This window comes from Suilimivivens aceti, from assembly GCF_025567405.1.
Taxonomy (GTDB): domain Bacteria; phylum Bacillota; class Clostridia; order Lachnospirales; family Lachnospiraceae; genus Suilimivivens; species Suilimivivens aceti.
This window is the reverse complement of record NZ_JAOQKJ010000008.1, coordinates 33,443-56,280: the sequence shown is the minus strand read 5'-3', so window position 1 is coordinate 56,280 and position 22,838 is coordinate 33,443. Positions and strand designations below refer to the sequence as shown.

20 protein-coding genes and 1 tRNA gene are annotated in these 22,838 nt (G+C 46.8%); 16 read left to right on the top strand and 5 right to left on the bottom strand.

The window, feature by feature from the left end:
• The first annotated feature begins 49 nt into the window (after nucleotides 1–49).
• From OCV77_RS10650 to OCV77_RS10620, 7 genes are all read left to right on the top strand, one after another.
• Nucleotides 50–1,627, top strand: a complete 1,578-nt coding sequence (locus tag OCV77_RS10650) for a DUF853 domain-containing protein (protein ID WP_262575070.1) — start codon at nucleotides 50–52, stop codon at nucleotides 1,625–1,627.
• A gap of 163 nt (nucleotides 1,628–1,790) precedes the next feature.
• Nucleotides 1,791–2,381: a hydrolase gene (locus OCV77_RS10645; RefSeq protein ID WP_262575069.1), complete on the top strand. Its 591-nt coding sequence runs from the start codon at nucleotides 1,791–1,793 to the stop codon at nucleotides 2,379–2,381.
• A gap of 27 nt (nucleotides 2,382–2,408) precedes the next feature.
• On the top strand, nucleotides 2,409–3,563 hold the full coding sequence (locus OCV77_RS10640; RefSeq protein WP_262575068.1) for a trans-sulfuration enzyme family protein: 1,155 nt from the start codon (nucleotides 2,409–2,411) through the stop codon (nucleotides 3,561–3,563).
• A 17-nt stretch (nucleotides 3,564–3,580) separates the two neighbouring features.
• Nucleotides 3,581–4,765, top strand: a complete 1,185-nt coding sequence (locus tag OCV77_RS10635; protein ID WP_262575066.1) for a MalY/PatB family protein — start codon at nucleotides 3,581–3,583, stop codon at nucleotides 4,763–4,765.
• Nucleotides 4,766–4,865: 100 nt separating this feature from the next.
• On the top strand, nucleotides 4,866–5,801 hold the full coding sequence (gene cysK / locus OCV77_RS10630; RefSeq protein ID WP_262575065.1) for a cysteine synthase A: 936 nt from the start codon (nucleotides 4,866–4,868) through the stop codon (nucleotides 5,799–5,801).
• Nucleotides 5,802–5,945: 144 nt separating this feature from the next.
• Nucleotides 5,946–6,719, top strand: a complete 774-nt coding sequence (locus tag OCV77_RS10625) for a tRNA threonylcarbamoyladenosine dehydratase (protein ID WP_262575064.1) — start codon at nucleotides 5,946–5,948, stop codon at nucleotides 6,717–6,719.
• On the top strand, nucleotides 6,703–7,893 hold the full coding sequence (locus OCV77_RS10620) for a PP-loop family protein (RefSeq protein WP_331488849.1): 1,191 nt from the start codon (nucleotides 6,703–6,705) through the stop codon (nucleotides 7,891–7,893). The genes OCV77_RS10625 and OCV77_RS10620 overlap by 17 nt, the downstream gene beginning before the upstream one ends.
• Here OCV77_RS10620 and OCV77_RS10615 read toward each other — a convergent pair.
• From OCV77_RS10615 to OCV77_RS10605, 3 genes are read right to left on the bottom strand one after another with little or no spacing between them, the layout of a single operon-like run.
• Nucleotides 7,853–9,298: a M20/M25/M40 family metallo-hydrolase gene (locus OCV77_RS10615; protein WP_262575062.1), complete on the bottom strand. Its 1,446-nt coding sequence runs from the start codon at nucleotides 9,296–9,298 to the stop codon at nucleotides 7,853–7,855. The genes OCV77_RS10620 and OCV77_RS10615 overlap by 41 nt on opposite strands.
• Nucleotides 9,295–10,008, bottom strand: coding sequence for a hypothetical protein (locus OCV77_RS10610; protein WP_262575061.1), 714 nt, complete (start codon nucleotides 10,006–10,008; stop codon nucleotides 9,295–9,297). The genes OCV77_RS10615 and OCV77_RS10610 overlap by 4 nt, the downstream gene beginning before the upstream one ends.
• A gap of 15 nt (nucleotides 10,009–10,023) precedes the next feature.
• The gene (locus OCV77_RS10605) at nucleotides 10,024–10,779 is read right to left on the bottom strand and encodes a DUF5058 family protein (RefSeq protein ID WP_262575060.1); all 756 of its coding nucleotides are present in this window, start codon (nucleotides 10,777–10,779) and stop codon (nucleotides 10,024–10,026) included.
• A gap of 349 nt (nucleotides 10,780–11,128) precedes the next feature.
• Between OCV77_RS10605 and OCV77_RS10600 the strand changes: the two genes are divergently transcribed.
• On the top strand, nucleotides 11,129–11,896 hold the full coding sequence (locus OCV77_RS10600; RefSeq protein WP_262575059.1) for a hypothetical protein: 768 nt from the start codon (nucleotides 11,129–11,131) through the stop codon (nucleotides 11,894–11,896).
• 204 nt (nucleotides 11,897–12,100) lie between these two features.
• On the opposite strand, the gene OCV77_RS10595 is transcribed toward OCV77_RS10600, so the two are convergent.
• The gene (locus OCV77_RS10595) at nucleotides 12,101–13,012 is read right to left on the bottom strand and encodes an AraC family transcriptional regulator (protein ID WP_262575058.1); all 912 of its coding nucleotides are present in this window, start codon (nucleotides 13,010–13,012) and stop codon (nucleotides 12,101–12,103) included.
• Nucleotides 13,013–13,121: 109 nt separating this feature from the next.
• On the opposite strand from OCV77_RS10595, the gene OCV77_RS10590 reads away from it, so the two are divergent.
• The 7 genes from OCV77_RS10590 to OCV77_RS10560 all read left to right on the top strand — a co-directional run bounded on the left by OCV77_RS10590 (nucleotide 13,122) and on the right by OCV77_RS10560 (nucleotide 19,083).
• Complete coding sequence (locus tag OCV77_RS10590; RefSeq protein WP_262575057.1) at nucleotides 13,122–14,504, top strand: MATE family efflux transporter; 1,383 nt, start codon at nucleotides 13,122–13,124, stop codon at nucleotides 14,502–14,504.
• On the top strand, nucleotides 14,491–15,315 hold the full coding sequence (locus OCV77_RS10585; RefSeq protein WP_262575056.1) for a Cof-type HAD-IIB family hydrolase: 825 nt from the start codon (nucleotides 14,491–14,493) through the stop codon (nucleotides 15,313–15,315). Before OCV77_RS10590 ends, OCV77_RS10585 begins: the two co-directional genes overlap by 14 nt.
• A 131-nt stretch (nucleotides 15,316–15,446) precedes the next feature.
• Nucleotides 15,447–15,519: transfer RNA gene (locus tag OCV77_RS10580), tRNA-Thr, on the top strand.
• Nucleotides 15,520–15,737: 218 nt separating this feature from the next.
• Nucleotides 15,738–16,148 (top strand): PBECR2 nuclease fold domain-containing protein, encoded by a 411-nt coding sequence (locus OCV77_RS10575; protein WP_262575055.1) that lies wholly within the window; start codon nucleotides 15,738–15,740, stop codon nucleotides 16,146–16,148.
• Nucleotides 16,149–16,343: 195 nt separating this feature from the next.
• Nucleotides 16,344–16,973, top strand: coding sequence for a histidine phosphatase family protein (locus OCV77_RS10570; RefSeq protein WP_262575054.1), 630 nt, complete (start codon nucleotides 16,344–16,346; stop codon nucleotides 16,971–16,973).
• Nucleotides 16,974–16,985: 12 nt separating this feature from the next.
• Nucleotides 16,986–18,356, top strand: a complete 1,371-nt coding sequence (locus OCV77_RS10565) for an MATE family efflux transporter (RefSeq protein ID WP_262575053.1) — start codon at nucleotides 16,986–16,988, stop codon at nucleotides 18,354–18,356.
• Nucleotides 18,328–19,083: a hypothetical protein gene (locus tag OCV77_RS10560; RefSeq protein ID WP_262575052.1), complete on the top strand. Its 756-nt coding sequence runs from the start codon at nucleotides 18,328–18,330 to the stop codon at nucleotides 19,081–19,083. The genes OCV77_RS10565 and OCV77_RS10560 overlap by 29 nt, the downstream gene beginning before the upstream one ends.
• Nucleotides 19,084–19,237: 154 nt before the next feature.
• Here the strand turns inward: OCV77_RS10560 and OCV77_RS10555 are convergent, their stop codons facing one another.
• The gene (locus OCV77_RS10555) at nucleotides 19,238–21,964 is read right to left on the bottom strand and encodes a transglycosylase domain-containing protein (protein WP_262575051.1); all 2,727 of its coding nucleotides are present in this window, start codon (nucleotides 21,962–21,964) and stop codon (nucleotides 19,238–19,240) included.
• A gap of 177 nt (nucleotides 21,965–22,141) precedes the next feature.
• Here OCV77_RS10555 and OCV77_RS10550 point away from each other — a divergent pair, with 177 nt between their 5' ends.
• Complete coding sequence (locus OCV77_RS10550; RefSeq protein WP_262575050.1) at nucleotides 22,142–22,789, top strand: IMPACT family protein; 648 nt, start codon at nucleotides 22,142–22,144, stop codon at nucleotides 22,787–22,789.
• Nucleotides 22,790–22,838 lie beyond the last annotated feature (49 nt).

Genomic DNA, 22,838 nt, shown 5'->3' with positions numbered 1-22,838 from the left:
CCCTTCTGCGGACTGTAGAAGGGCATACGCTTTATCGGGAGGGGAAACGATGTTTATTGAAAACAAAATACTGATTGGCAGATCCGGGGAAGAAAAGGTATTTATCTATCCCCAAATGGCAAACCGCCACGGTATGATCGCGGGTGCTACGGGAACCGGTAAGACTATTACCTTAAAAGTACTGGCAGAGTCCTTCAGCGACTGTGGTGTTCCGGTCTTTCTGGCAGACGTGAAGGGTGACCTTGCAGGTATGTGTCTTGAGGGGGAAAACAATGAGAATATCAGAAGCCGTGTAGAAAAGCTTGGACTTTCTGAACTTGGATTTTCCCTGAAAAAGTACCCTGTCAATTTCTTTGATATTTATGGAGAGAAGGGTATGCCTCTTCGTACGACAGTATCTGAAATGGGACCGCTCCTGCTGTCACGGATCCTTGATCTGAATGACACCCAGACGGATATCCTGACTGTCATCTTTAAGATCGCAGATGATCAGGAGCTGCTTCTGATCGATACCAAGGATCTGAAAGCCATGCTGCAGTATGTGGGTGACAATGCAAAGGAGTTTTCCCTGACCTATGGCAATATTTCCAGGCAGAGCCTCGGAGCCATTATCAGGGCGATCATCGCACTGGAGGCAGAGGGAGCAGAGCTCTTCTTTGGGGAGCCGGCATTAGATATCAGGGACTGGCTGAGCACAGACAATACGGGACGTGGCAGGATCCAGATCCTGGATTGTCAGAAGCTCATTGGACGTCCTGCCATGTATGCCACCTTCCTGCTCTATATGATGTCTGAGCTGTTTGAAACACTGCCGGAAACAGGTGATGCAGAAAAGCCGAAAATGGTCTTTTTCTTTGATGAAGCCCATATGCTTTTTAATACAGCGCCAAGGGTACTGCTTGAGAAGGTGGAACAGATGGTGAAGCTGATCCGCTCTAAGGGGGTCGGCATTTACTTTGTAACCCAGAGTCCCAAGGATATTCCGGATGGCGTGCTTGCCCAGCTTGGCAATAAGATCCAGCATGCCCTTCATGCCTATACACCGGCAGAGCAGAAGAAGGCGAAGGCAGCTGCAGCATCCTTCCGGGAAAATCCGGAGTTTGATACTTATGAAACATTGACAAGCCTTGGAATTGGAGAAGCACTGATCTCTGTGCTGGACGAAGAAGGGATCCCGACTGTAGTGAAGAAATGTAAGATCCTGCCGCCCCAGAGCCGGATGGGTGCCATTACGGATGCAGAGAGAGAAAGGGAGATCAGAGAGAGTCTTCTTTACAGCAAATATGAGGAAAATTTTGACAGGGATTCTGCTTATGAATTTCTGCAGAGAAAATCACTGACAGATGCAGCAGAAGCGCAGAAGGCAAAAGAAGAGTCTGAGGCGAAAAAGCTTCAGGCGAAGGAGGAAGCAGCTCTTCAGAAGCAGAAGGAAAAGGAAGCGGAGCGCCAGAGGAAGAGAACAAGATCTGCAGTCAATCAGGTGGCAGGCAGTGCGGCCGGGACAATAGGAAGAGAGATCGGGAATACTCTCGGCAAATCCGTAGGTGGCAGCTTTGGGAAGAAGCTTGGCGGTAATGTAGGAGCCTCTCTTGGGAGGGGACTGATGAAGACTCTGTTTAAAATGTAGGATAAAAAGAAAAGGGAAAACGGCAGCGGTTCTGCAGAGAAGCAGAAGACACTGCCGTTTTCTGTATTCTCTCGTTTACAGGATAAATGCGCTGTGCTATAATCAGAAGAAAATAAGCATAGTATACCGATAGGAATTATGTATATAAAGGAGGACAAACAAAATGGAAGATGGAATTACAAGAGACGAGGCTTTTGCCCTGTTAAAAAAGTATAATAAGGAGTCCTTTCATATTCAGCATGGTCTGACCGTAGAAGGTGTCATGCGCTGCTTTGCCAGGGAGTGCGGCTACGGAGAGGAAGAAGAGCATTGGGGTATAGTAGGACTTTTGCATGATATTGATTTTGAACAGTATCCGGAGCAGCACTGTATCAAAGCACCGGAGCTGTTAAGGGCAGCAGGTGTGTCTGAGGATATCATCCATTCTGTCTGCAGCCATGGCTATGAGCTTACCGTAGATATCAGGCCGGAGCACGAGATGGAAAAGGTGTTGTATGCGGTAGATGAGCTTACAGGCCTGATCGGTGCGGCAGCATTGATGAGACCCTCTGGCAGTGTACAGGATATGGAGCTGAAATCCCTGAAGAAAAAGTACAAGAGCAAGGGCTTTGCAGCAGGCTGCTCCAGAGAGGTTATCGAAAAGGGTGCAGAGATGATGGGAATCCCGCTGGATGAACTGCTGACAAGGACACTGGAGGCTATGAGGAGCTGTGAGGCGGATGTTGCAGAGACCATGAAAAAGGAAGAGGCATAAAGAAAAAGCATAAGGGAGAAGAACACAATGGAATATACAGTAGAAACAAGATGTCTGCATCTTGAAGAAGAAAAGAATAAGGATAAAGATTTTGGCTCAGTCAGTTTTCCTATTTACCAGACGGCAACCTTTGCCCACTATGGGGTAGGAAGAAGCACCGGCTATGATTATACGAGACTGCAGAATCCAACGAGAGAACAGCTTGAAAGGATTGTGGCTTCACTGGAGGGCGGTTGTGATGCTATTGCCTTTGCTAGCGGTATGGCAGCCATTGCTACTCTTATGGAATGCTTTAAGCCTGGCGATCATCTGATCGTAGACGGTGATCTTTACGGTGGTACGATCAGGCTTTTCAACAGCGTCTGTAAAAACAAGGGGATTGAGATCACAGCCATTGAACTGGCAAAGGAAGATCCCCTTCCCTACATAAAGGAAAATACAAAGGCAGTTTATGTGGAAACCCCCACCAATCCCATGATGAATATAACTGATATAAAAAAGCTCTCGGAGATCACGAAGGAAAAAGGCCTGCTTCTGATCGTGGATAATACCTTCCTGTCTCCGTACTTCCAGAATCCACTGTCACTGGGCGCTGATATTATTGTGCACAGCGGCACCAAATATCTTGGAGGACACAACGACACGATCGCCGGCTTCCTTGTGACAAACAGAGAGGATGTTAAAGAGCAGCTCCGGTTCTTCTACAAGACGACAGGAGCTGCACTGGCACCCTTTGACAGCTGGCTGATCCTGCGTGGTATTAAGACACTGGCTGTCCGGATGGAGCGTGCACAGGAAAATGCCATGGCGGTTGCAGAGTGGCTGAAGGGACAGAGCTGCGTGACAAAGGTTCTTTATCCGGGACTGCCAGAGCATCCGGGATATGAAGTGATGAAAAAGCAGGCAAGAGGCTTTGGCGGGATGCTGACCTTTGAGGTGGACACAACTGAGCGTGCACAGGGGATTCTGGAGCATGTCAAGCTGATCCAGTTTGCGGAGAGCCTTGGCGGTACGGAAAGCCTGATCACTTATCCGGTGACACAGACCCATGCAGATGTACCGAAGGACAAGCTCCTTGAAAATGGAATTACTGACAGAGTACTGCGGCTTTCTCTGGGGATCGAGGGAAAGGAGGATCTGATCGCAGATCTTGCGCAGGCCTTCACAGCTGCATCAAAGTAAAAGGGAGGAAGAAGAGAATGAGTGAAAGAAATCTTGATTTTGATGCACCGGTAGAACGTAAGGGCACGGACTGCCTGAAGTATGATTTTGCCGTAGAAAGAGGAATGCCAGCGGATATATTGCCTTTGTGGGTGGCAGATATGGATTTCAGGATAAGCTCCTATATCCAGGATGCCCTGGCTGCTCAGGCTGCTCACGGAATCTATGGCTACAGCGATTCCAAAGAGGATTATTTTGCAGCGATCAGGGACTGGATGAAAAAGAAGCATGGATGGCAGGTGGAAGAAAAGTGGCTGGTCAAGACACCGGGTGTAGTATTTGCCCTTGCTATGGCAGTGAGAGCCTTCACAAAAGAGGGAGAGGCTGTCATGATCCAGCAGCCGGTCTATTATCCCTTCAGCAGTGTGATCAAGGACAATGGCAGGAAGCTTGTCAGTAACACACTGGTACAGAAGGAGGATGGTCATTATGAAATGGATCTTGCTGATTTTGAACGTAAGGTAAAGGATGAAAAGGTGAAGCTCTTTTTCCTCTGTAATCCCCATAATCCGGTTGGAAGAGTCTGGGACAGAGAAAGTCTCCTTGAAATTGGAAGGATCTGTGTGGAAAATCATGTTGTCGTAGTCAGTGATGAAATCCATGCAGACTTTATCTTTGAAGGAACGCATCAGGTATTTGCAGATCTGAGCGATAAAATCAGGGATATCAGTGTGACCTGTACGGCACCCAGCAAGACCTTTAATATCGCAGGACTTCAGGTATCCAATATTTTCATTGCAAATGACAGCCTGAGAAGGCGGTTTGTCAAGGAAATCTCAGCGGCCGGCTACAGTCAGGTCAATGCATCTGGACTTGTGGCCTGCAGGACAGCCTACGCGCAGGGGGAGGAATGGTATCAGGGCATGATGGCTTATGTCAGGGCCAATATCGATTTTGCAGAGCAGTATATCAGGGAACAGATCCCGGAGATCAGGATGAGAAAGCCGGAAGGAACCTATCTTCTCTGGCTTGATTTCAGAAGGCTTTCCCTGACAAGCGAGGAGCTGGAGGATCTGATTGTCAGAAAGGCAGGCCTCTGGCTTGACAGTGGTGCTATTTTCGGAGCCTGTGGAGAGGGATTTCAGCGGATCAATGCAGCCTGTACAAGGGCTACCCTGGCAGAGGCGCTAGGGCGGATCAAAAATGCAATAAAAAATTCTTAAATTCCTATTGACATACTAGGAAAAGAGATGTATGATATCCTCAACAGATAAACATAGTATTCATACTAGGATAGTATAGAATAAAGCGGAGGATGAAAAAATGAGTAAAATTGTAGAAAGTTCATTAGAATTAGTTGGAAAGACACCCCTTCTTAAATTAAACCGTTATGCTGCAAAGAGTGGCATCACTGATGCAACCATTCTTGCCAAGCTGGAGTACTTAAATCCTGCAGGATCTGTGAAGGATCGTATCGCCCTTGCCATGATCGAGGATGCAGAGAAGAAGGGAATCCTGAAGGAAGGCGCTACCATTATTGAGCCTACCAGTGGAAATACCGGCATCGGTCTGGCAGCAGTCGCAGCAGCCAGGGGCTATAAGGCAATCCTGACACTGCCGGAGACCATGAGCGTTGAAAGAAGAAACCTGCTGAAGGCATATGGTGCAGAGCTTGTACTGACAGACGGCTCCAAGGGTATGAAGGGTGCTATTGCCAAGGCTGAAGAATTAAAGGAAAGCATTCCGGGATCTGTGATCCTCGGACAGTTCGTAAATCCTGCAAACCCTGCAGTGCACAAGGCTACCACAGGTCCTGAGATCTGGGATCAGACTGACGGTAAGGTTGATATTTTCGTAGCTGGTGTAGGTACCGGCGGAACCATTACCGGTGTTGGTGAATATCTGAAGGAGCAGAATCCTGATGTGAAGATCGTAGCAGTTGAGCCGGCGACAAGCCCTGTTCTTTCCAAAGGAACACCCGGTGCTCACAAGATCCAGGGAATCGGTGCAGGCTTTGTACCGGATGTCCTGAATACCAAGGTATATGATGAAGTCATCACCATTGAGAATGAAGATGCTTTTGCAGAGGGCAGGAAGTTTGCTGTCAGTGAAGGAATCCTTGTAGGTATTTCTTCCGGTGCAGCTTTGAAGGCAGCAGGAATCCTTGCGTCAAGACCGGAGAATAAGGGGAAGACCATCGTAGTCCTGCTTCCCGATTCCGGAGACAGATATCTGTCTACTCCTTTATTTGCAGAATAAAAAGAATAAAAAGAAGTACGTGAAACCAGTGATGACGGATCAGCCTGAATAGAAAGGGGATCCGTCATCTTGCTGTGTGTAAAACACGTTGCCAGCAGGGAAAGTAGATGTTACAATGAGCATTGCAACGGAGGAAATAAATCAATGTTAAATCAGTTTTCAAGAACAGAGCTTTTACTGGGAAGAGAAGCCCTCGAGCATCTGGAGAAGACCCATGTGGCAATCTTTGGAATCGGAGGTGTAGGAGGCTATGTGGCAGAAGCGCTTGTCAGGAGCGGTGTAGGAAGCTTTACGCTGGTGGATGATGATAAGATCTGTCTGACTAATCTGAACCGTCAGATCATAGCAACCAGGCAGACTATAGGAAAATACAAAACAGAAGTGATGAAGGAGAGGATCCTTTCTATTAATCCACAGGCACAGGTGAATGTGTATAACTGCTTTTTCCTGCCGGAGAATGCCGGGGATTTTGATTTTACTTCCTATGATTATGTAGTAGATGCGGTAGATACCGTAACTGCAAAGCTTCAGATCATCATGCAGGCAAAGGAAGCAGGCGTTCCGGTGATCAGCTGTATGGGAGTTGGAAACAAGCTGAATCCCACAGAGCTGTGCATTGAAGATATTTACAAGACGAGTGTCTGCCCGCTTGCAAAGGTAATGCGGCGTGAATTAAAGAAGCGGGGTGTAAAGAAGCTGAAGGTGCTGTATTCCAGGGAAGAGGCCATGAAGCCGGTCGAGGATACACAGAACAGCTGCAGAACACACTGTGTCTGCCCACCCGGGACCCAGAGGACATGTACTGTCAGACGGGCCATTCCGGGAAGCACTTCCTTTGTACCGTCTGCAGCTGGTCTTATCATTGCTTCAGAGGTAGTGAAGGATCTGACAGGGATCAGACATGATAAAAAGGGTTGAGAACATGGAAAGAAAAACGATACAGGCTCTGATAGAGGATGCAGGGGAAAAGCTGGTCATTGATATCAGAAGTGAAGAAGACTACAAAAGAGAAACCTATCCGGGTGCCATTCATATTTTCCACGAGGATTTCATGGATGAGCTTGACAGAGTGCCAAAGGACAGACCGGTCTACCTGATCTGTTATACGGGGCAGAAGAGTGATGATATTGCAGAAGAGCTGTCAGGGCAGGGCTATGAGATCTACAGTATAGATGGCGGCTTTCATTCTTATCTTCGTTATAAGCTGCAGAAGCTGATGGAAAAGGAAGAGGATAAGCTGGACCGCTGCGAGGAAGCAGAGCGGAGCATAGTCAAGAAATTCCGTAAGGAGATCTGGCGTAAATTTACCAAAGCGATCAATGAATATGAACTGATCCAGGATGGGGATAGGATCGCTGTCTGTATATCAGGCGGTAAGGATTCCATGCTGATGGCCAAGCTTTTTCAGGAGCTTGAGCGTCATGGAAAAAAGAATTTTGAAGTAGTATATCTCGTGATGAACCCCGGCTATAATGAACTGAATTATCAGACGATCCTGAACAATGCAAAGCTTCTGGAGGTGCCGGTCACTGTTTTTAAAACGGAGATCTTTGACACGGTAGCAGATATCACAGAATCCCCCTGCTATCTGTGCGCCCGTATGAGAAGAGGCTATCTGTACAGCAAGGCAAAGGAGCTTGGCTGTAATAAGATCGCACTTGGACATCACTTTGATGATGTGATCGAAACGATCCTGATGGGAATGCTCTACGGAGCACAGATCCAGACGATGATGCCAAAGCTTCACAGCACCAATTTCGAAGGCATGGAGCTGATCAGGCCGCTGTACCTGATCCGGGAAGCGGATATCATCAAGTGGATGCACTATAATGAACTGCACTTTATCCAGTGTGCCTGCAGGTTTACAGAGAACTGTGCATCCTGCGGCGGCACAGAAAAGGGTTCTAAACGGGCTGAGATCAAGGAACTGATCCATGAGCTTGCCGAAAAGAACCCTGTGATTGAAAAGAATATTTTCCGCAGTGTGGAAAATGTAAATTTAAGTACTGTAATTGCTTATAAGCAGGATGGGGTCACCCATCATTTCCTTACTACTTACGCTGGGCACGGATCAGATTCTGATAAAAGCTGACTGCGCCCGGCAGACAGTTGTAAACAATATTTTCATTCAGGCCATGCATGCCTTTCATCTGCTCAGGACCATAAATAACAGGAGCAAAGCGGATACAGCTGTCACAGATACACTGATAGAACTGGGCATCTGTAGCGCCGGTCATGACGTAGGGACTGACAGGAAGACCCGGAAAGGTCTCTGCGATCACAGACTCAACCTGACGGAAGGCAGAGCCGTTTATATCAACCGGCGTGGAATAATCATTGGCATGCAGTACTTCCATCGTAAGACCATATTTTGAAGCGAGCTTTTCCATAATGGAAAGGCTTTCTTTTTGTCCCTGATGGGGGATAAAACGCATGTTGGCACTGACACTTGCCTCCTGTGGGATCACATTGCAGGCATCGGAGCCGGACTGCATGGTAAAGGCAATCGTAGTCTGCAGCATAGCACCGGCCTGGGCACTGATGCTGCCAAGGAGTGGCTTTAATACCGGAGAAAAGAGCCAGAGATTGCCAAATACCAGCTTTAATGGGAAGGGGGCATAAGGAGCCAGCTTCCGGAACATGGCAGATACCTCAGGTGAAAATCTGCGCTGGAAGGGAGTATGCTTTTCGACTTCATTGACAAAGGCAGCAAGTCTTGGAATGGGGGTGTTTTTGCCGGGAGCACTGGCATGCCCACCTGTGGACCTGGCAGTAAATTTCACATCTGCCTTGCCCTTTTCAAAAACACCGACCATGGCAAAATTACCCCTGATACCACCGATCGGATCGGTAATGATGCCGCCGCCTTCATCACAGACCAGAAAAAGGCGGATGCCTCTTTTCTGCAGCTCAGCTACGATCTTTGGAGCACCGTCACCGCCCCACTCTTCTGTGCAGGAGGAAGCCAGATAAACATCACAGGCGGGTGTATAGCCTTCAGCAAGCAGCTCTTCCACAGCCTGGAAAAAGGCCATGACAGAACATTTGGTGTCGGAGGCGCCTCTTCCCCAGACCTTTCCGTCCGCAATGTCACCAGAAAAAGGAGCATGGCTCCATTCACCCTCTGCAGGGACCACATCCTGATGGCTCATCAGAAGGATTGGGTTTTCGCGGCTTTCTCCCTTCCAGTAATAGAGAAGGTTTCCTTCGATCACTGTTTTTTCAAGCTGTTTGTGGACGAGTGGAAACAGCTCCTCCAGGAGCTTGTGGAAGCTGAGAAATTTTTCCTCTTCATGGACTCCTGCATGTGAGGTTGTATCATACTGGATCATCCGGGAAAGCTTTTCTGCAAGCATCCTGGCTTTTTCTGTTTCCTTTGGTGCGGTATAGGAGGACTTCCTTGAAGGAATCAGAAGGGTATGGATCACAGCGATAAGCAGCAGAACAATAAGAAGAGCAAGGACTGCTGCAAGGATCAGTAAAATTGTTTTCATCATTTGTCACCTGCTTTCATATGGAGATCAGTTTCCTGTGCCAGAGCCTTTGCCTTTTGGCGGTAGAAGAGAAAAGCGATACCAATCGCAAGACCGCCGGAAGGAATGATCATAAAACTGGTGGAACCTGTCAGGGAAGGAACCAGGATAAACAAAAGGCTCATCAGGACAAGAGGAGCGGCTGCAATTTTCAGGTTTCCGCGGAAATACTTATAGGCCATGGCACCAAAAAGGGCTGGCACTACATTTTCAAAAGCGGGCTGCAGTACTTCGCTCTGTAAAACAGGCTGGAGCGGCACCAGTAAAAGGACGCCGAGAGCCAGTACCAGAATCGTAACAAGGGAAGAGGCTGCAATGGAAAGAGTGGAGATGATCTCATTTTCCGGGGTACCGCTTTTGGCTCCAACCTGATCCCTGGCATTGATGGCACAGGGGATCTTCATGTTGATTAGATTTCCCGTGATAAAGGCCAGATAGCCGCCACCTGCACCCAGCATGGGCGTATAAACAAGAAATTCCACGATACTGCTCACAAACCAGATAATTCCTACAGAAAGGAAGCCTTTGCCAACGGCAGGAAGGTCTGGCATGGCACCAAGGAACAGACCGATCATAAAGGGAGCGCCAACCAGAAGAACCAGTGTGATAACGGAAAAGACTCTTCCGAGGATATGGGTCCCGGCATTGTATTTTTCAAAAGATTCGTTATTCATGTAAGATTCGCCTCCTTATAAGTACAGATTTGCTAAGACAGCGGCTGCCATGCCAAGGAGCATGCTGCCGGCAATGGAGAAGCTGTCGATCCAGACCTTTTTCTTCTTTTCAGAAAGATACAGGCAAAGTGCCATGGCAAGGCCGGAAACCGCAACTACGATAAGGGGAAGGATACTTCCGGAAAAAGTAAACAGACCATTTCCAGAAACAAAGCCGCCGATGTAGCTGCCGATATAAGCAGAAACAAGTCCAATGAACATGGCACTCATCGCATGATCACCAAAGCCGCCCTGAGCGCTTCCTTTCTTAGTGTTTTTCTGCAGCTTTTTCAGATAACCTTTGTTGAAAATAACGGAAAGCACCATTCCCCAGATGATACAGATACTCATAAGAAGAGCAATAGTAACAAAATTCTGGGGTGTCATTTCACGGGCGGAGAGCGAGGTCATACCAACCTGTTCCGCTGCTGCCTGGGCAACCTGGGTTTCATAGTGCAGGGCGCCGATCACAGAAAGCCTGAGCCAGGGCCATGGGGTACCAAGGCTTCCGGACAGGGCGATCACACCAAGCAGGATGCCGACACTTGGCAGCACCGAAAAGGTGGCGCTTGACAGGATCACCTGCTTTAACCTGGTCCGATCCATGCCAATGGAGACACCGGCCCGGTAAGCGCGGATAAGAAAAACGATGCATACGACGGCAACAAAGGCAATAATGCCGCCACAGATCCCATACAAAGGGACGCTGTTCAGTAAAGACAGAATGTTCATGGGAAATCCTCCTTGATATTGTCTTTCAAAGTTCTCCCGGTTTCAGGAGTTCCATATGTGAAGCAGTGCATGTTTGTTATGTTCCAGCTTCTCTGAGATTTTTTCTCATTTTACCATTTTGACAGAGAGATATCAACTGGCCACCGGCAATACAGCCGTCTACAAACTCCCGTTTGTCAGAAAAATAATTGCCCGGGCTTCTTTTTACGTGTATAATAATATAAGTATCAGTTCTGGGAAGAGTGCGGCATGCCGTATTGCCAGTGTCTAGGTTCAAACACATATTATCCCGTAGAACACTTGGCAGCTGATACTATAAAATACAGGATTATACGGTAAGGGGGAGCAAATGAGAATCGAATGTGAATGGTGTGGTGCGTGGATCAATGATTTTGACAAAACATGTCCAAACTGTGGTGGTGTCAACAGTCATTATGTAAGGCAGGCCAATGATATTCCGCAGACGATAGAGGAATTAAAGGCATGGGCGAAAGAGATGAAGCTGCCGCTTGATGAGATGCGGACATTTATCGGGGAGGATTACAAGGGGGCTAAGGCATTTGGTATTTATAAGGATGAAAAGGATGGCACCTTTGTAGTATATAAGAATGGTGCAGACGGCAAAAGGATGGTCCGTTATAAGGGCGATGATGAAGCCTATGCCGTAAACGAGCTGTATACGAAGATGAAGGAGCGGGTTGCTATCCAGAAGGCAGGGCAGAGAGCAGCGAGCGTTAATAAAGGATCGGCAGCAAATCAGAAAAGTGCAGCAGCGCAGAAGCCTGTCAGTCATAACAGCAGCTCGGGAGACAGGAACAATAATAAGGGGAGACTGGGACTCTATATATTGATCGCCCTGATCGTTATTGGAATCGGATCCTGTGGTCTTCTTTTCAGTGACAGCTCTTCAGATTATTCTGGCAGCAGCTATAATTATGAAAGTAATTATGATGATTATAATGACAGTGATGATGGCAGCTATGATTACAGTGATGACAGCAGCTACGACAGCAGTGATGATGACAGCTCCTGGGATTCCAGCTGGGATTCGGACTCGAGCTGGGATTCAGATTCCAGCTGGGACTCCGGATATGATGACTGGGGATCAGACTGGTAGAAAAATATAAACGTATTCCGAGAGGTCAACCACTTTGTGGGCGGTTGTTTCTCTTTATGTTTATTTTCTTGAAAGCATATTCTGATGCTGTGTTCTAAAAGTGGAGGAGATGATATTGTGAATGGGTACCGCCGGTTAAAGGAGTATGCAGATGCCAATGGCTTTAAAATCACTGGAAATTCCACCTGAAATGACATCATAGGATCACCCGGGCAACTGAATGGCAGATAAATTCAGCCGTCTGTACTCGGTTGGTGTCATTCCCATCAGTTCCCGGAACTGTTTGGTATAGTGACTTGGGCTCGCAAAGCCGTATTCAAAGGCCACATCGGTCACAAGGGAATCGCAGGACAGCAGCTTTGCAGCAGAGGTATAGATCCGTTTCCGGCGGACATATTCCATGGGGCGGTAATGCAGATAGCGTTGAAAGATCCGCTGACATTCCCGCTCACAGATGTTGACGCTGCCGGCAAGCTCGGCAACACCAAAGGATTCTGAGAGATGACGGTCAATAAAAAGTAACATTTGCTTCATATGCTGTTCCTGTATGGAAGAAGCTTTTGCCCCGGAAACGGGGCTTATTTTTTGATTCAGAAACAGCAGGATTTTGGAAAGAGCAGTCCGGACATCAAATTCATAGCCGGGGTTCTCATTTCTGCAGGCTTCAAAAGCCAGAGAAAAATTATCATAAAAAGGAGCATCTTCTTTGCAGGGGGTAAACTGAAGGTAGGGAATCCCGCTTTCCAGCAGAGGACGGACACAGGAGGTATCAAAAACGCTTCCGGGGGCACCACCAACAATACCGGTGTCGAAAACGAAGGAATGATAAGTACATGGTGAGGCATCGACAGGAGTGAAGGAGTGCAGAATGTCCGAATTGATAAAGCAGCCTTCTCCTTCCCTGACCAGATATTCCTGATCTTCAATGCCGATCCGAACCTGCCCTCTGGTGGAAATGAAAACTTCCATTTCCTGATGCCAGTGGGCAATGATACAGTCAGTTGCATATTGGTGGATATCTCCATCATTGGCAGTCAGGTTAAAGGGACGCAGGTGCCCTGAGGGGATCTCCTTTCCCTGAAAATCAACGGTAACATAATTTCGTGTCTGAATCATAGAGATGAACCTCTTTTGTCGCTTTTGTTATAGTATACACCGCTTTTGGAAAAGCAGAAAGCCTTCTTTTTCGTTACAATGTAGAAAAAAGAAGGAAAGCAGGATTACGATGGAAAAGACAAAAGAAGCACGTGTTCTTGATATGACAGGGGGAAATTCTTTCCGGCTGTTACTGGTATTTGCTATGCCGTTGTTCATGGGAAACCTGTTACAACAGCTGTATAATCTGGCAGATACTGCCATAGCAGGGCATCTGCTTGGAGATAGTGCCCTGGCTCAGATAGGAGTTACCTCCGCACTGTATAGTCTGCTGACCAACTTTGCATTTGGAATGAATAACGGGCTGGCACTTTCTGTCAGCAGAAGCTTTGGGGCAGGAAATCAGAAAAGACTCAGACAGTCGGTATGCTGGATGACAATACTGTCCACGAGCTTTGCTTTTCTTATGATGATTTTGTTTTTGCTGCTTCGAAGTCCCATTCTTGTGGCCATGCAGGTGCCGGAGGATACGCTGCAGCCTGCGCTTCAGTACTTTACGATCATACTTCTTGGTATACCATTTACTATGGCTTATAATATGGAATCAGCCATGCTGCAGTCGGTAGGAAACAGTATTGCACCACTTTTCTTTTTACTGGCAAGCAGTATTCTGAATGTGATATTGGATATTTTGTTTATGGGACCTTTTCATTTTGGAATCCGGGGAGCTGCAGCAGCGACCATATTGTCGCAGGCAGTCAGTGCACTGCTGGCATTTATCCTGATTCTGAAAAGGTATCCACAGCTTCACTTTTCTGCTAAGGACAGGCATACGGGAAAGGACTTTGTAGCAGGCATGCTTGGAGCCGGGATGAGTATGGCGCTGATGAGTGCTATTTATAATATAGGAAGTGTTGTGCTTCAGGGCAGTATCAATGCTCTAGGAAATCTGTATATTACAGCCCAGGTAGGCGGCAGAAAGCTGGCAGAGCTATTTTATATTCCCGGGATTGCGCTTGGAACCAGCACAGCCACGTATGTCAGTCAGAATGTGGGGGCTGAAAGGAGAAGCAGGATCGGCAGGGGCATGCTTTCTGCAATTGCTCTGTACGGAGCATGGTGGATCATAGCGCTTTTGTTTACAATCTTTGGGGCAGAGGATGCGGTCAGGATGATCACGGGAAGTGATAACAGAGAGGTGATCCGGAATGGAGCGCTGTATCTGCAGATCAGTATTCCCATGATACCGCCCATGGCAGTGCTTGTGATCGTCAGAAACGGCCTGCAGGGCATGGGACATTCCGTATCGCCACTGATCTGCAGCAGCCTGGAGCTGATCGGCAAGGTGGTATTTGCACTTTTTGTAGTTCCAGTGTATGGTTATTTCGCAGTGTGTATCTGCGAACCGGTGACCTGGGTTGTATGCTGTATATTTATTCTGGTGTTCCTTTTTCTGGTACGGAGGGAACTGAAGGATACCACAGAGGGAGATTATATAAATGAAACCATATAAGATGATCGCATTTGATATGGATGGAACGCTGCTGAACAGTCAGAAGGAAATTTCAGAAAAGACTGTTGCTGCAATGAAAAGAGCCATGGATCATGGATTTACTGTAGTGCTGAATACCGGACGCTGTATGGCAGAGCTGTATAAGTATTTTGATGTTGTCGATATTCCTTATGTAAATTCCGTCAGCGGTGCATTGGTGCTTGACAGGCGGCAGAACAGGGCTGTTTTTGAAAAAGGGCTTACACCGGAGCTGGCAGAGCAGGTGCTGGCGATCGCAGCCAAAGAAGATGTGATGATTCATATTCTGACTGAAAAATCTATTGTACAGAAGGATGCCATAGCTAAGATGGACTATTATCAGATGGGCATTTACAGAGGTATGTTTGAAAAGGTGACAGACCAGTGGGAGTCCCTGATAGAGACCTATCTGACAGATCCTTTTCCTGTAGCAAAAATAAATCTTTATCATCCGTCTACAGAAGCAAGAGAGAAAACAAGAGCGCTGATCTGTGAAGCAGGTCTGCCGGTAGAACTGGCAAATTCTGAGATCGCATCTTTGGAAATTTCTGCGGAGGGAATCCATAAGGGGATTGGTCTGCAGGGGCTTTGTGATTATCTGAAGATCCCAATGTCCCGGACTGTTGTCGTAGGCGATGCAGACAATGATATCGGGGCACTTAAGATGGCGGGACTTTCAGTTGCCATGGGAAACGCCAGTGAGAAGATCAAGAAAATCTGTGATGTAACAGTGGCGGATAATGACCATGACGGCTGCAGGGAGGCCATTGAGAGGTTCCTGTTTCAGGAATAAGGAGGAGGGTAGATGGCTGAATTTGCTGACGGAATTTGCAGGAAAAATTTCAGTTGGGAAATTCCTGAAATGGGAGTTGACAAAGCATTTTAGGCCATGCTATAATACAATTCGTTGGTGTAAAACCACAGGCTGCTGTGGCTCAGTCGGTAGAGCGTCGCATTGGTAGTGCGGAGGTCACGGGTCCGATTCCCGTCAGCAGCTTTCTAAAACCCTTGAAGGATCAAGGGTTTTTATTTTTTGTGTTGTATTTCGTGTTGCATTTTGTCAAAGTGCAGCAGGGTCATGTCGTTATATTTCTGCGTATACTCTTCGATTGTTCCTCTGTAAATAGTTGTGAGCATATGTATTATATGTGAATTGAAACGGGAAAATACAAAGAATCAAAGAAAAATATTGCATAAGAACATGAAACTGTTAAAATGGATATATTAGCAGATAAAAGGAATATTGAAGTGTACATAATAGGCAAAATCAATCGAGAAATATATAAGTGTATCACTGAAGACATTGTAACGGATGAAGTGATAATAACGGATAATCAAATTCAACACATTAAAGATAGGCATCCAGAGGTTTATGATAGGGTATTAAGTAATATAGAGGAAGCTATTAGAATTCCTGATTATATTATTAGGGATAAGCACGAATACACGGGATTAGTTGTTAAACGAATAAAAACTGAAAATGGGGTTTTACAAGTGGTATTGAGACTGTGCACATCAGAAGATGAACAGGGATATAAGAATTCCGTCATTTCCTGCTGGGAACTTAGTGAGAAGAGATTGCAGAACTACTTGCGAAATAAAGAAATTCTTTACAGACGAGAATAAACAGGGTATAATGTGGATACAATAAGAGGAGAACTATCTGAGGTGGTAAAATTCGTTGCAACCACGCACCCTATGGGTCAAAAGAGATGCAGGAGAGGCGACGCCTGCCAGATGGTTCTTCGCTTATAAAAAGGTTTACAAGGTAACCATTGCACATATGCAGTGGTATTTTTTTGCAGGAAAAAGGAGCTTACAATGGAACTCTACTTGATCCGTCATGGAGAAACCGATTATAATAAAGAAAGAAAAATCCAGGGGAGCTGCGACATCCCACTGAATGAATATGGAAGAGAGCTTGCCAGGGAAACCGCAGAAGGGCTTAAGGATATTCCCTTTGATGTGATCTTTACTTCCCCTTTATGCAGGGCAAGGGAAACCGCAGAGTGGATCGCAAGGGGAAGACAGATCCCGGTTTATGAGGATAAAAGGCTGCAGGAGATCTGCTTTGGCGAGTATGAAGGACTCTGCTGTGGCAGGAAGGGGTACAATATTCCCGATGGAGGAGCTTTTTTTGATACCTTCTTCTTTGATACAGAGAATTACCAGACACCACCAGGAGGCGAAAGCTTTGAGGATGTGATCAGCAGGACAGGGGCATTCCTAACAGAGCTGCTTCAAAAAAAAGAATATCAGGACAAAACAGTGCTTCTGTCCACCCATGGATGTGCACTGAAGGCAATATTGGCGAATATTTATCATACGCCTGTTGCAGAGTTTTGGGGTGAGGGTGTGCACAAAAACTGTGCAGTGACCCATCTTTCTGTAAAAGGTACAGAGTTTCAGATGATAGAAGAAGGAAAAATCTATTATACACCACGGAAGTAATGAGGTGATCAGATGCAAAAGGATATGACAAAGGGGAATCCGATGCCGATCATTCTGCAGTTTACATGGCCGCTCTTTTTAGGAAATGTATTCCAGCAGGTTTATAATGCGGTAGATTCCATGATCGTTGGAAGGTTTGTAGGTTCCGGTGCGTTGGCAGCTGTCGGTTCCACAGGAACGATCATGTTTCTGGTGATCGGTGCGGCAACAGGATTGTCCACAGGCTTTACTGTGCTGACCAGTCAGCGCTATGGGATCCATGATGAGGAAGGAATTAAGAAAAGTGTAGCAAATGGAATGCTGTTGTCGGCGGCCGTTATCATATTGATGACAGTATCTTCACTGCTTGGAATGAAGGGGATACTGCGTCTCCTTAACACACCGGAAAATATATTTGAGGATGCTTATACCTATATTTCCATTATCTGTGCGGGAATTATTGCCAGTGTGGCATATAATTTTTTCAGTGCATGTCTGAGGGCAATCGGGAACAGCAAAGTACCGCTGGTAACACTGATCTTTTCCGCCTGCCTGAACGTAGTGCTGGATCTTGCACTGATCGTAGGGTTAAAAATGGGAGTGGCAGGTGCAGCACTTGCCACGATTATTTCCCAGGGAGTATCAGCACTGATGTGTTTTCTTTATATCTGGAAAAAGGAAACCATGCTGCGGCCGGAATGGGAACAGATGCGTTTTTTCCCGGAGGATACGAAAAAACAGCTTGGTGTTGGTGTACCTATGGCACTTCAGTTTGCAATCACAGCCTCCGGAACTATGGTGATGCAGGCAGCCATTAATCTGTTTGGTGCCCTGGCAGTAGCCAGCTATACAGCGGCCAGCAAGCTTCAGAATATGCTGACGCAGGGAATGATGGCGATCGGACAGACCATGGCGACCTACAGTGGCCAGAACTACGGTGCAGGAGAGGTAGACAGGATCAAAAAAGGTGTCAACGCCGCATTGCTGGTAGATATCGTTTATTCTGTCATAGCAGGACTGGTAGCATATCTGGGGCTGCCTGTTCTTTTGAAATTTTTCTTCGAGAGCGGAACGGATATGACACAGATCATGTTCTATGCCAAGCGATATACGGTGCTTTGTATTCTTTTTTATATTCCGCTGTGTGTGATCTTTATTTTCAGAAATACCATGCAGGGCTGCGGTTATGGGTTCCTGCCTATGATGGGCGGTGTGGTAGAGCTGCTTGCAAGGCTGCTCTGCGCAGTGATCGCCATGAGGGTGATGAGTTATTCTCTTGCTGTATTCTGTGATCCGGCAGCATGGCTTGCAGCGGGCATCTTTACTATGGTATCCTATTTCCATGTCATAAAAAAGATAGAAAAGAGAAAAGAGCTTGGAAGTACAGGTACGGCTGCAAAATAATTACATACAGGTCCTGCGGGAAGAAAACGGAGCAAAGACCTTTGGCGGAGACCAGGGATTTTTTGCAAAGACGGCGCAGGCAGACAAGAAGGAGAAGCGAAAGAGGAGCAGTGGCTGTGGGGTCATTGCTCTTTCCGATATGCTGTTTTATCTGGGAAGAAAAAGAAAGGAGCTGCAGATATGGCCTTCTTCCTTTTATGAACAGAAGGAGCTGACGGAAGCAGAGTACAGGAAATGGTTTGAAGAAAGCTACCGGATGCTGCTTGGAATCCCTTTTTCCTCAGGCGTCAGCAGTCTTTGGATGACTTTCCGGATCAACCTTTTTTTTCAAAAGAGAAAAAGTCCTTACCGGGCATTCTGGGGGTTTAGGATTTCACGGATCCATGAAAGAACCATGCAGATGTTGCAGCAGGATATCCCGGTTATCCTCTGTATCCCGGTGATGCTGCTTCCATGGGACAAAAGGGACGGGCTCCGGTTTTACGGAAAAGAGGAGCTGGAAAATGGGAAAATTTCTGGCAGCAAGGCACAGGTAAGCGGACATTTTGTAGTAGTGACGGGTATTTTGTCAGAAAAAGAAGAACTGTATTATGAAATATCCTCATGGGGAAGGAAATATTATATGAAGAGAAAAGATTATGAGAAACTTTGCAGATCTCATTTTCTCGGTAATATACTGGGCAATATCCTTGTGATCACTGCCCGGAAAGGACTTTTCCGGAATTGAGACAATACAGCATAATAAAGGATCCACATGGGGAGCCGGCAGGGAGGGCAGTCAACGGACTGTTCTCTTTTTTATATTACCGGTCAGGAAAAGCGTTTCATAAAAAAATCTGCAGGAACCATAGGATTCCTGCAGAATGAAATTTTGAAGCTGGTTATTCAGCGGCTGGTGCTTCACCCTCTGTTGTGGGAAGCGGAGCTGCGGCAGCCTGTGCTGCGGCAGAAGCGGCTGCCATTTCTCCACGCTGTTGTTCGATGATCGTCTCAATACCAGGCTGAGCCATGTATTCGGCAGTGTGGATACAGGTCTTTTGCGCTGCCTGTGGTACGGTGATCGTGGAGACAGTGCCGTCTTCATTGGTAACCTCCTGGGTTGCCATAGCCGGTGCTTCTGTGCCGCTTCCCTGCTGGAGAGACGGATCCTCTACAGGCGTCATGGTCAGGACACCTTCAACCTTGAAAGGACAGGTATCACAGGCCGGAAGGTTACTGTAAGGACAAACCATACCCTGATAATGTACATCACAGCTTTCTGTAGGAACAGTGCCTTCTGCAAAGTACTCCGTTTTCAGGGTACCATCACACAGACCTGGAATCGGAAGCTTGCCTGACTGTGAGCATACAGTTGCAGTGACGATACCACTGGGTACCTGGAAGGACTGGCTAGGAAGATCCTCGTGTACCTTACTCATAACAGCACGCCAGAGCTTTTTGGCAAGGTTTCGTTCACCGTTTCCTTTCTGGAGCTTGGCATTGTTATCATAACCGGTCCAGACGGAGGCAGTGTAATAAGGTGTATAGCCGGAGAACCAGACATCATTGTAATCAGATGTGGTACCTGTTTTGCCGGCAATCGCCATATTACCAAAGTTAACAGAGGCACCGGTACCGGAGGTAACAACGTCTACCATGGCATCTGTCAGGAGCCATGCAGTTGTTTCCTTGATCACCTGTCTTGACTGCGGAGCAGTATTGTCCAGAATAACATTGCCATCATGGTCAAGAACCTTGGTGTAAAGCTTGGGCTTGATATAGGTGCCGCCATTTGCGATCGAAGCATAGGCAGCAGTCAGCTCCTCATTGGTAACACCCTTGGTAATACCGCCAAGAGCAAGGGACTGCTGGATATCAGAAAATACCTGTGTCTTGCCGCCAACGGTGATTTCCTCTCTTTCTACAAGAGTGGTGAAACCAAAGTTCTTCAGGTAATCAAAGCCAAGCTGAGGTGTGATCTGCGTCAGTGTTTTTACAGCGATGATATTCATGGACTGTGCTATTGCTGTACGCAGGGAGTTCAGACCTCTGTATTCACTGCCCCACCAGTTGTTGACGGGACGTCCGTTTGCATAGTTGAAAGGAGCATCATTCATAACCGTAGCAAGGGTAAGGCCTGCGCTGTCAAGGGCAGGAGCGTAAACCGCTACGATCTTGAAGGTGGAGCCGGGCTGACGTTTGGAATCAGTAGCACGGTTTAAGGTACGGCTGGCTTCCTTCTGGCCTCTGCCGCCTACCATGGCAACGACATAGCCGGTACTCTGATCTTCGATAACGATAGAAACCTGTGGCTGGGGAGTCAGGGTGATATTTTCACCATATACTTCCTCGCCGGGTTCCATAACAGCAGCCTTATACTGCTCAATTGCATCATAGGCAGCCTCCTGGCTGGAATAAAGCAGGTTAAAGGAGCTGTCCATCTCCTTGAAATACTGGCGGTACATTTCTGTACTGTAGTTTTTGAAATTGCCATTAGAATCCTGGGTGGTCAGCTCATAGCTGAGCTGCCATCTGGTACCCTCCGGATAATTCTCTTCATTGGAAAAGGCTTCATCACAGATTTCCTGTACATGGGGATCCTGCGTAGCATAGATCTTAAGACCTCCGCTGTAAAGCAGGGTATAGGCCTGGGTCTCTGTATAATTACCAGTGGCCATCAGATCCTCCGTGATATCATCGGTAAGGGCATCCACAAAGTATGTATTTACGGAGTCCTCTTCAACCTCAGCATTGACGATCTGGATACGGGAGTAGACATCATCTGCCATGGCCTCATCATATTCGGTCTGAGTGATATAACCCTGCTCCAGCATATTGTTCAGGACCTTTTCGCGACGCTGGGCATTATTGTCCGGGTGGGAGATAGGGTTGAACTTGGAAGGATTCTGGGTGATACCGGCAATAACGGCACATTCCGAAAGTGTCAGAGTGTTGACAGATTTGTTGAAATAACGCAGGGATGCTGCCTGTACACCAAGAGTATTCTGTCCAAGGTTAATGGTGTTCATATAGTTGACAAGGACATCATCCTTGGACATGGTTTTGGTCAGCTCAATGGCAAGATACTGCTCCTGGATCTTACGCTTGATCTTATCCATGAAGCCATCTTCCTTGGTCCAGTTGGTAAATACGTTATTTTTCAGAAGCTGCTGGGTAATGGTACTGGCACCTTCAGTAAAGTGGAATCCGTTGCTGATACCTACATAGGCTGCACGGATGATTCCTTTGATATCAATGCCATTGTGTTCATAAAAACGTTCATCCTCGATCGCTACAAAAGCGTGGGCGAGATTCTCCGGAATCATATCCTTGGCCACGGGAATACGATTGGAATCCTGGGCGATCAGTTTACCGATCTGGTTGCCCTCCAGATCATAAACGAAGGTGGAAAACCCGGTAGGTGTGACATCAATATTTTCAATACTGGGAGCAGTATCAATGATCCCCTTAAAAACACCGATCCCGGCACTGGCACCGATGACACCGATTGCCAGAATGCCGAGAACCATCAGGTTCATGACAGCAAGCAGTAACTTCTTGCTCCATTTATGGGATGAAGCATGGAGGGATTTCTGACGTTCCTTGATCCCTTTTTTACTATAATTCATGTAATTGCCTCCATATCAGTTTTACAACATATAGAGTATACCAAAATGTGCCAGCAAAGGAAAGGTTTTTCATACTTTATTAAGAATTGTTCACCATATGGTGCCGTTTTATTCAGCCTTGACAAGAGAAGAAAGCTTCCTCATAATTTAAGAAAAGAGTGGGAAAAGAGAACACAGATGGAAGAAAAAAAAGAACAGTTTTCTCCTTATCGTATACTGGTAGAGAGAGGAAGCGGTGAGATCATAGAAAAGAAATCCCGTTTTATTGCGAATACGATGCCGGTTTCATCTGAGGAAGAGGCAGCAGCATTTATCGAGTCCATGCGGAAAAAATATTATGATGCGAAGCATAATTGTCCGGCTTATATAATAGGTAGAAACCAGGAGCTGACAAGATGCAGTGATGATAAGGAACCGGCGGGAACGGCAGGAAGACCGATCCTTGAGGTACTGTTAAAGGAAAATCTGACAGGTGCAGCCATTGTCGTGACCAGGTATTTTGGAGGAGTGCTTCTGGGAACAGGAGGCCTCGTGCGGGCTTATACAGAGGCTGCCAAGGCAGGGCTTGCAGCATCCAAAACTGCATGGATGCGCTATGGTGTGATGCTTTCCATAAAGACAAATTATACGGATCTTGGAAGGATACAGTTCCTTCTTGCAGGAAAGGGACTGGAAGCGGAGTGCATTTATACTGAGAATGTGGAGATACAGGTCAGAGTACCGGCAGAGGAGAAGGATTTTCTCTTGAAGGAGCTGACAGAAGGAACAGCGGGAAGGGCTTCGTTCCAGATCCTGGAAGAGGGGTATTACAGGGATTTTACCTGAATCTGACATAGATCTTACGGTAAAATCCGTTGACAAAAAGAGACAGGTG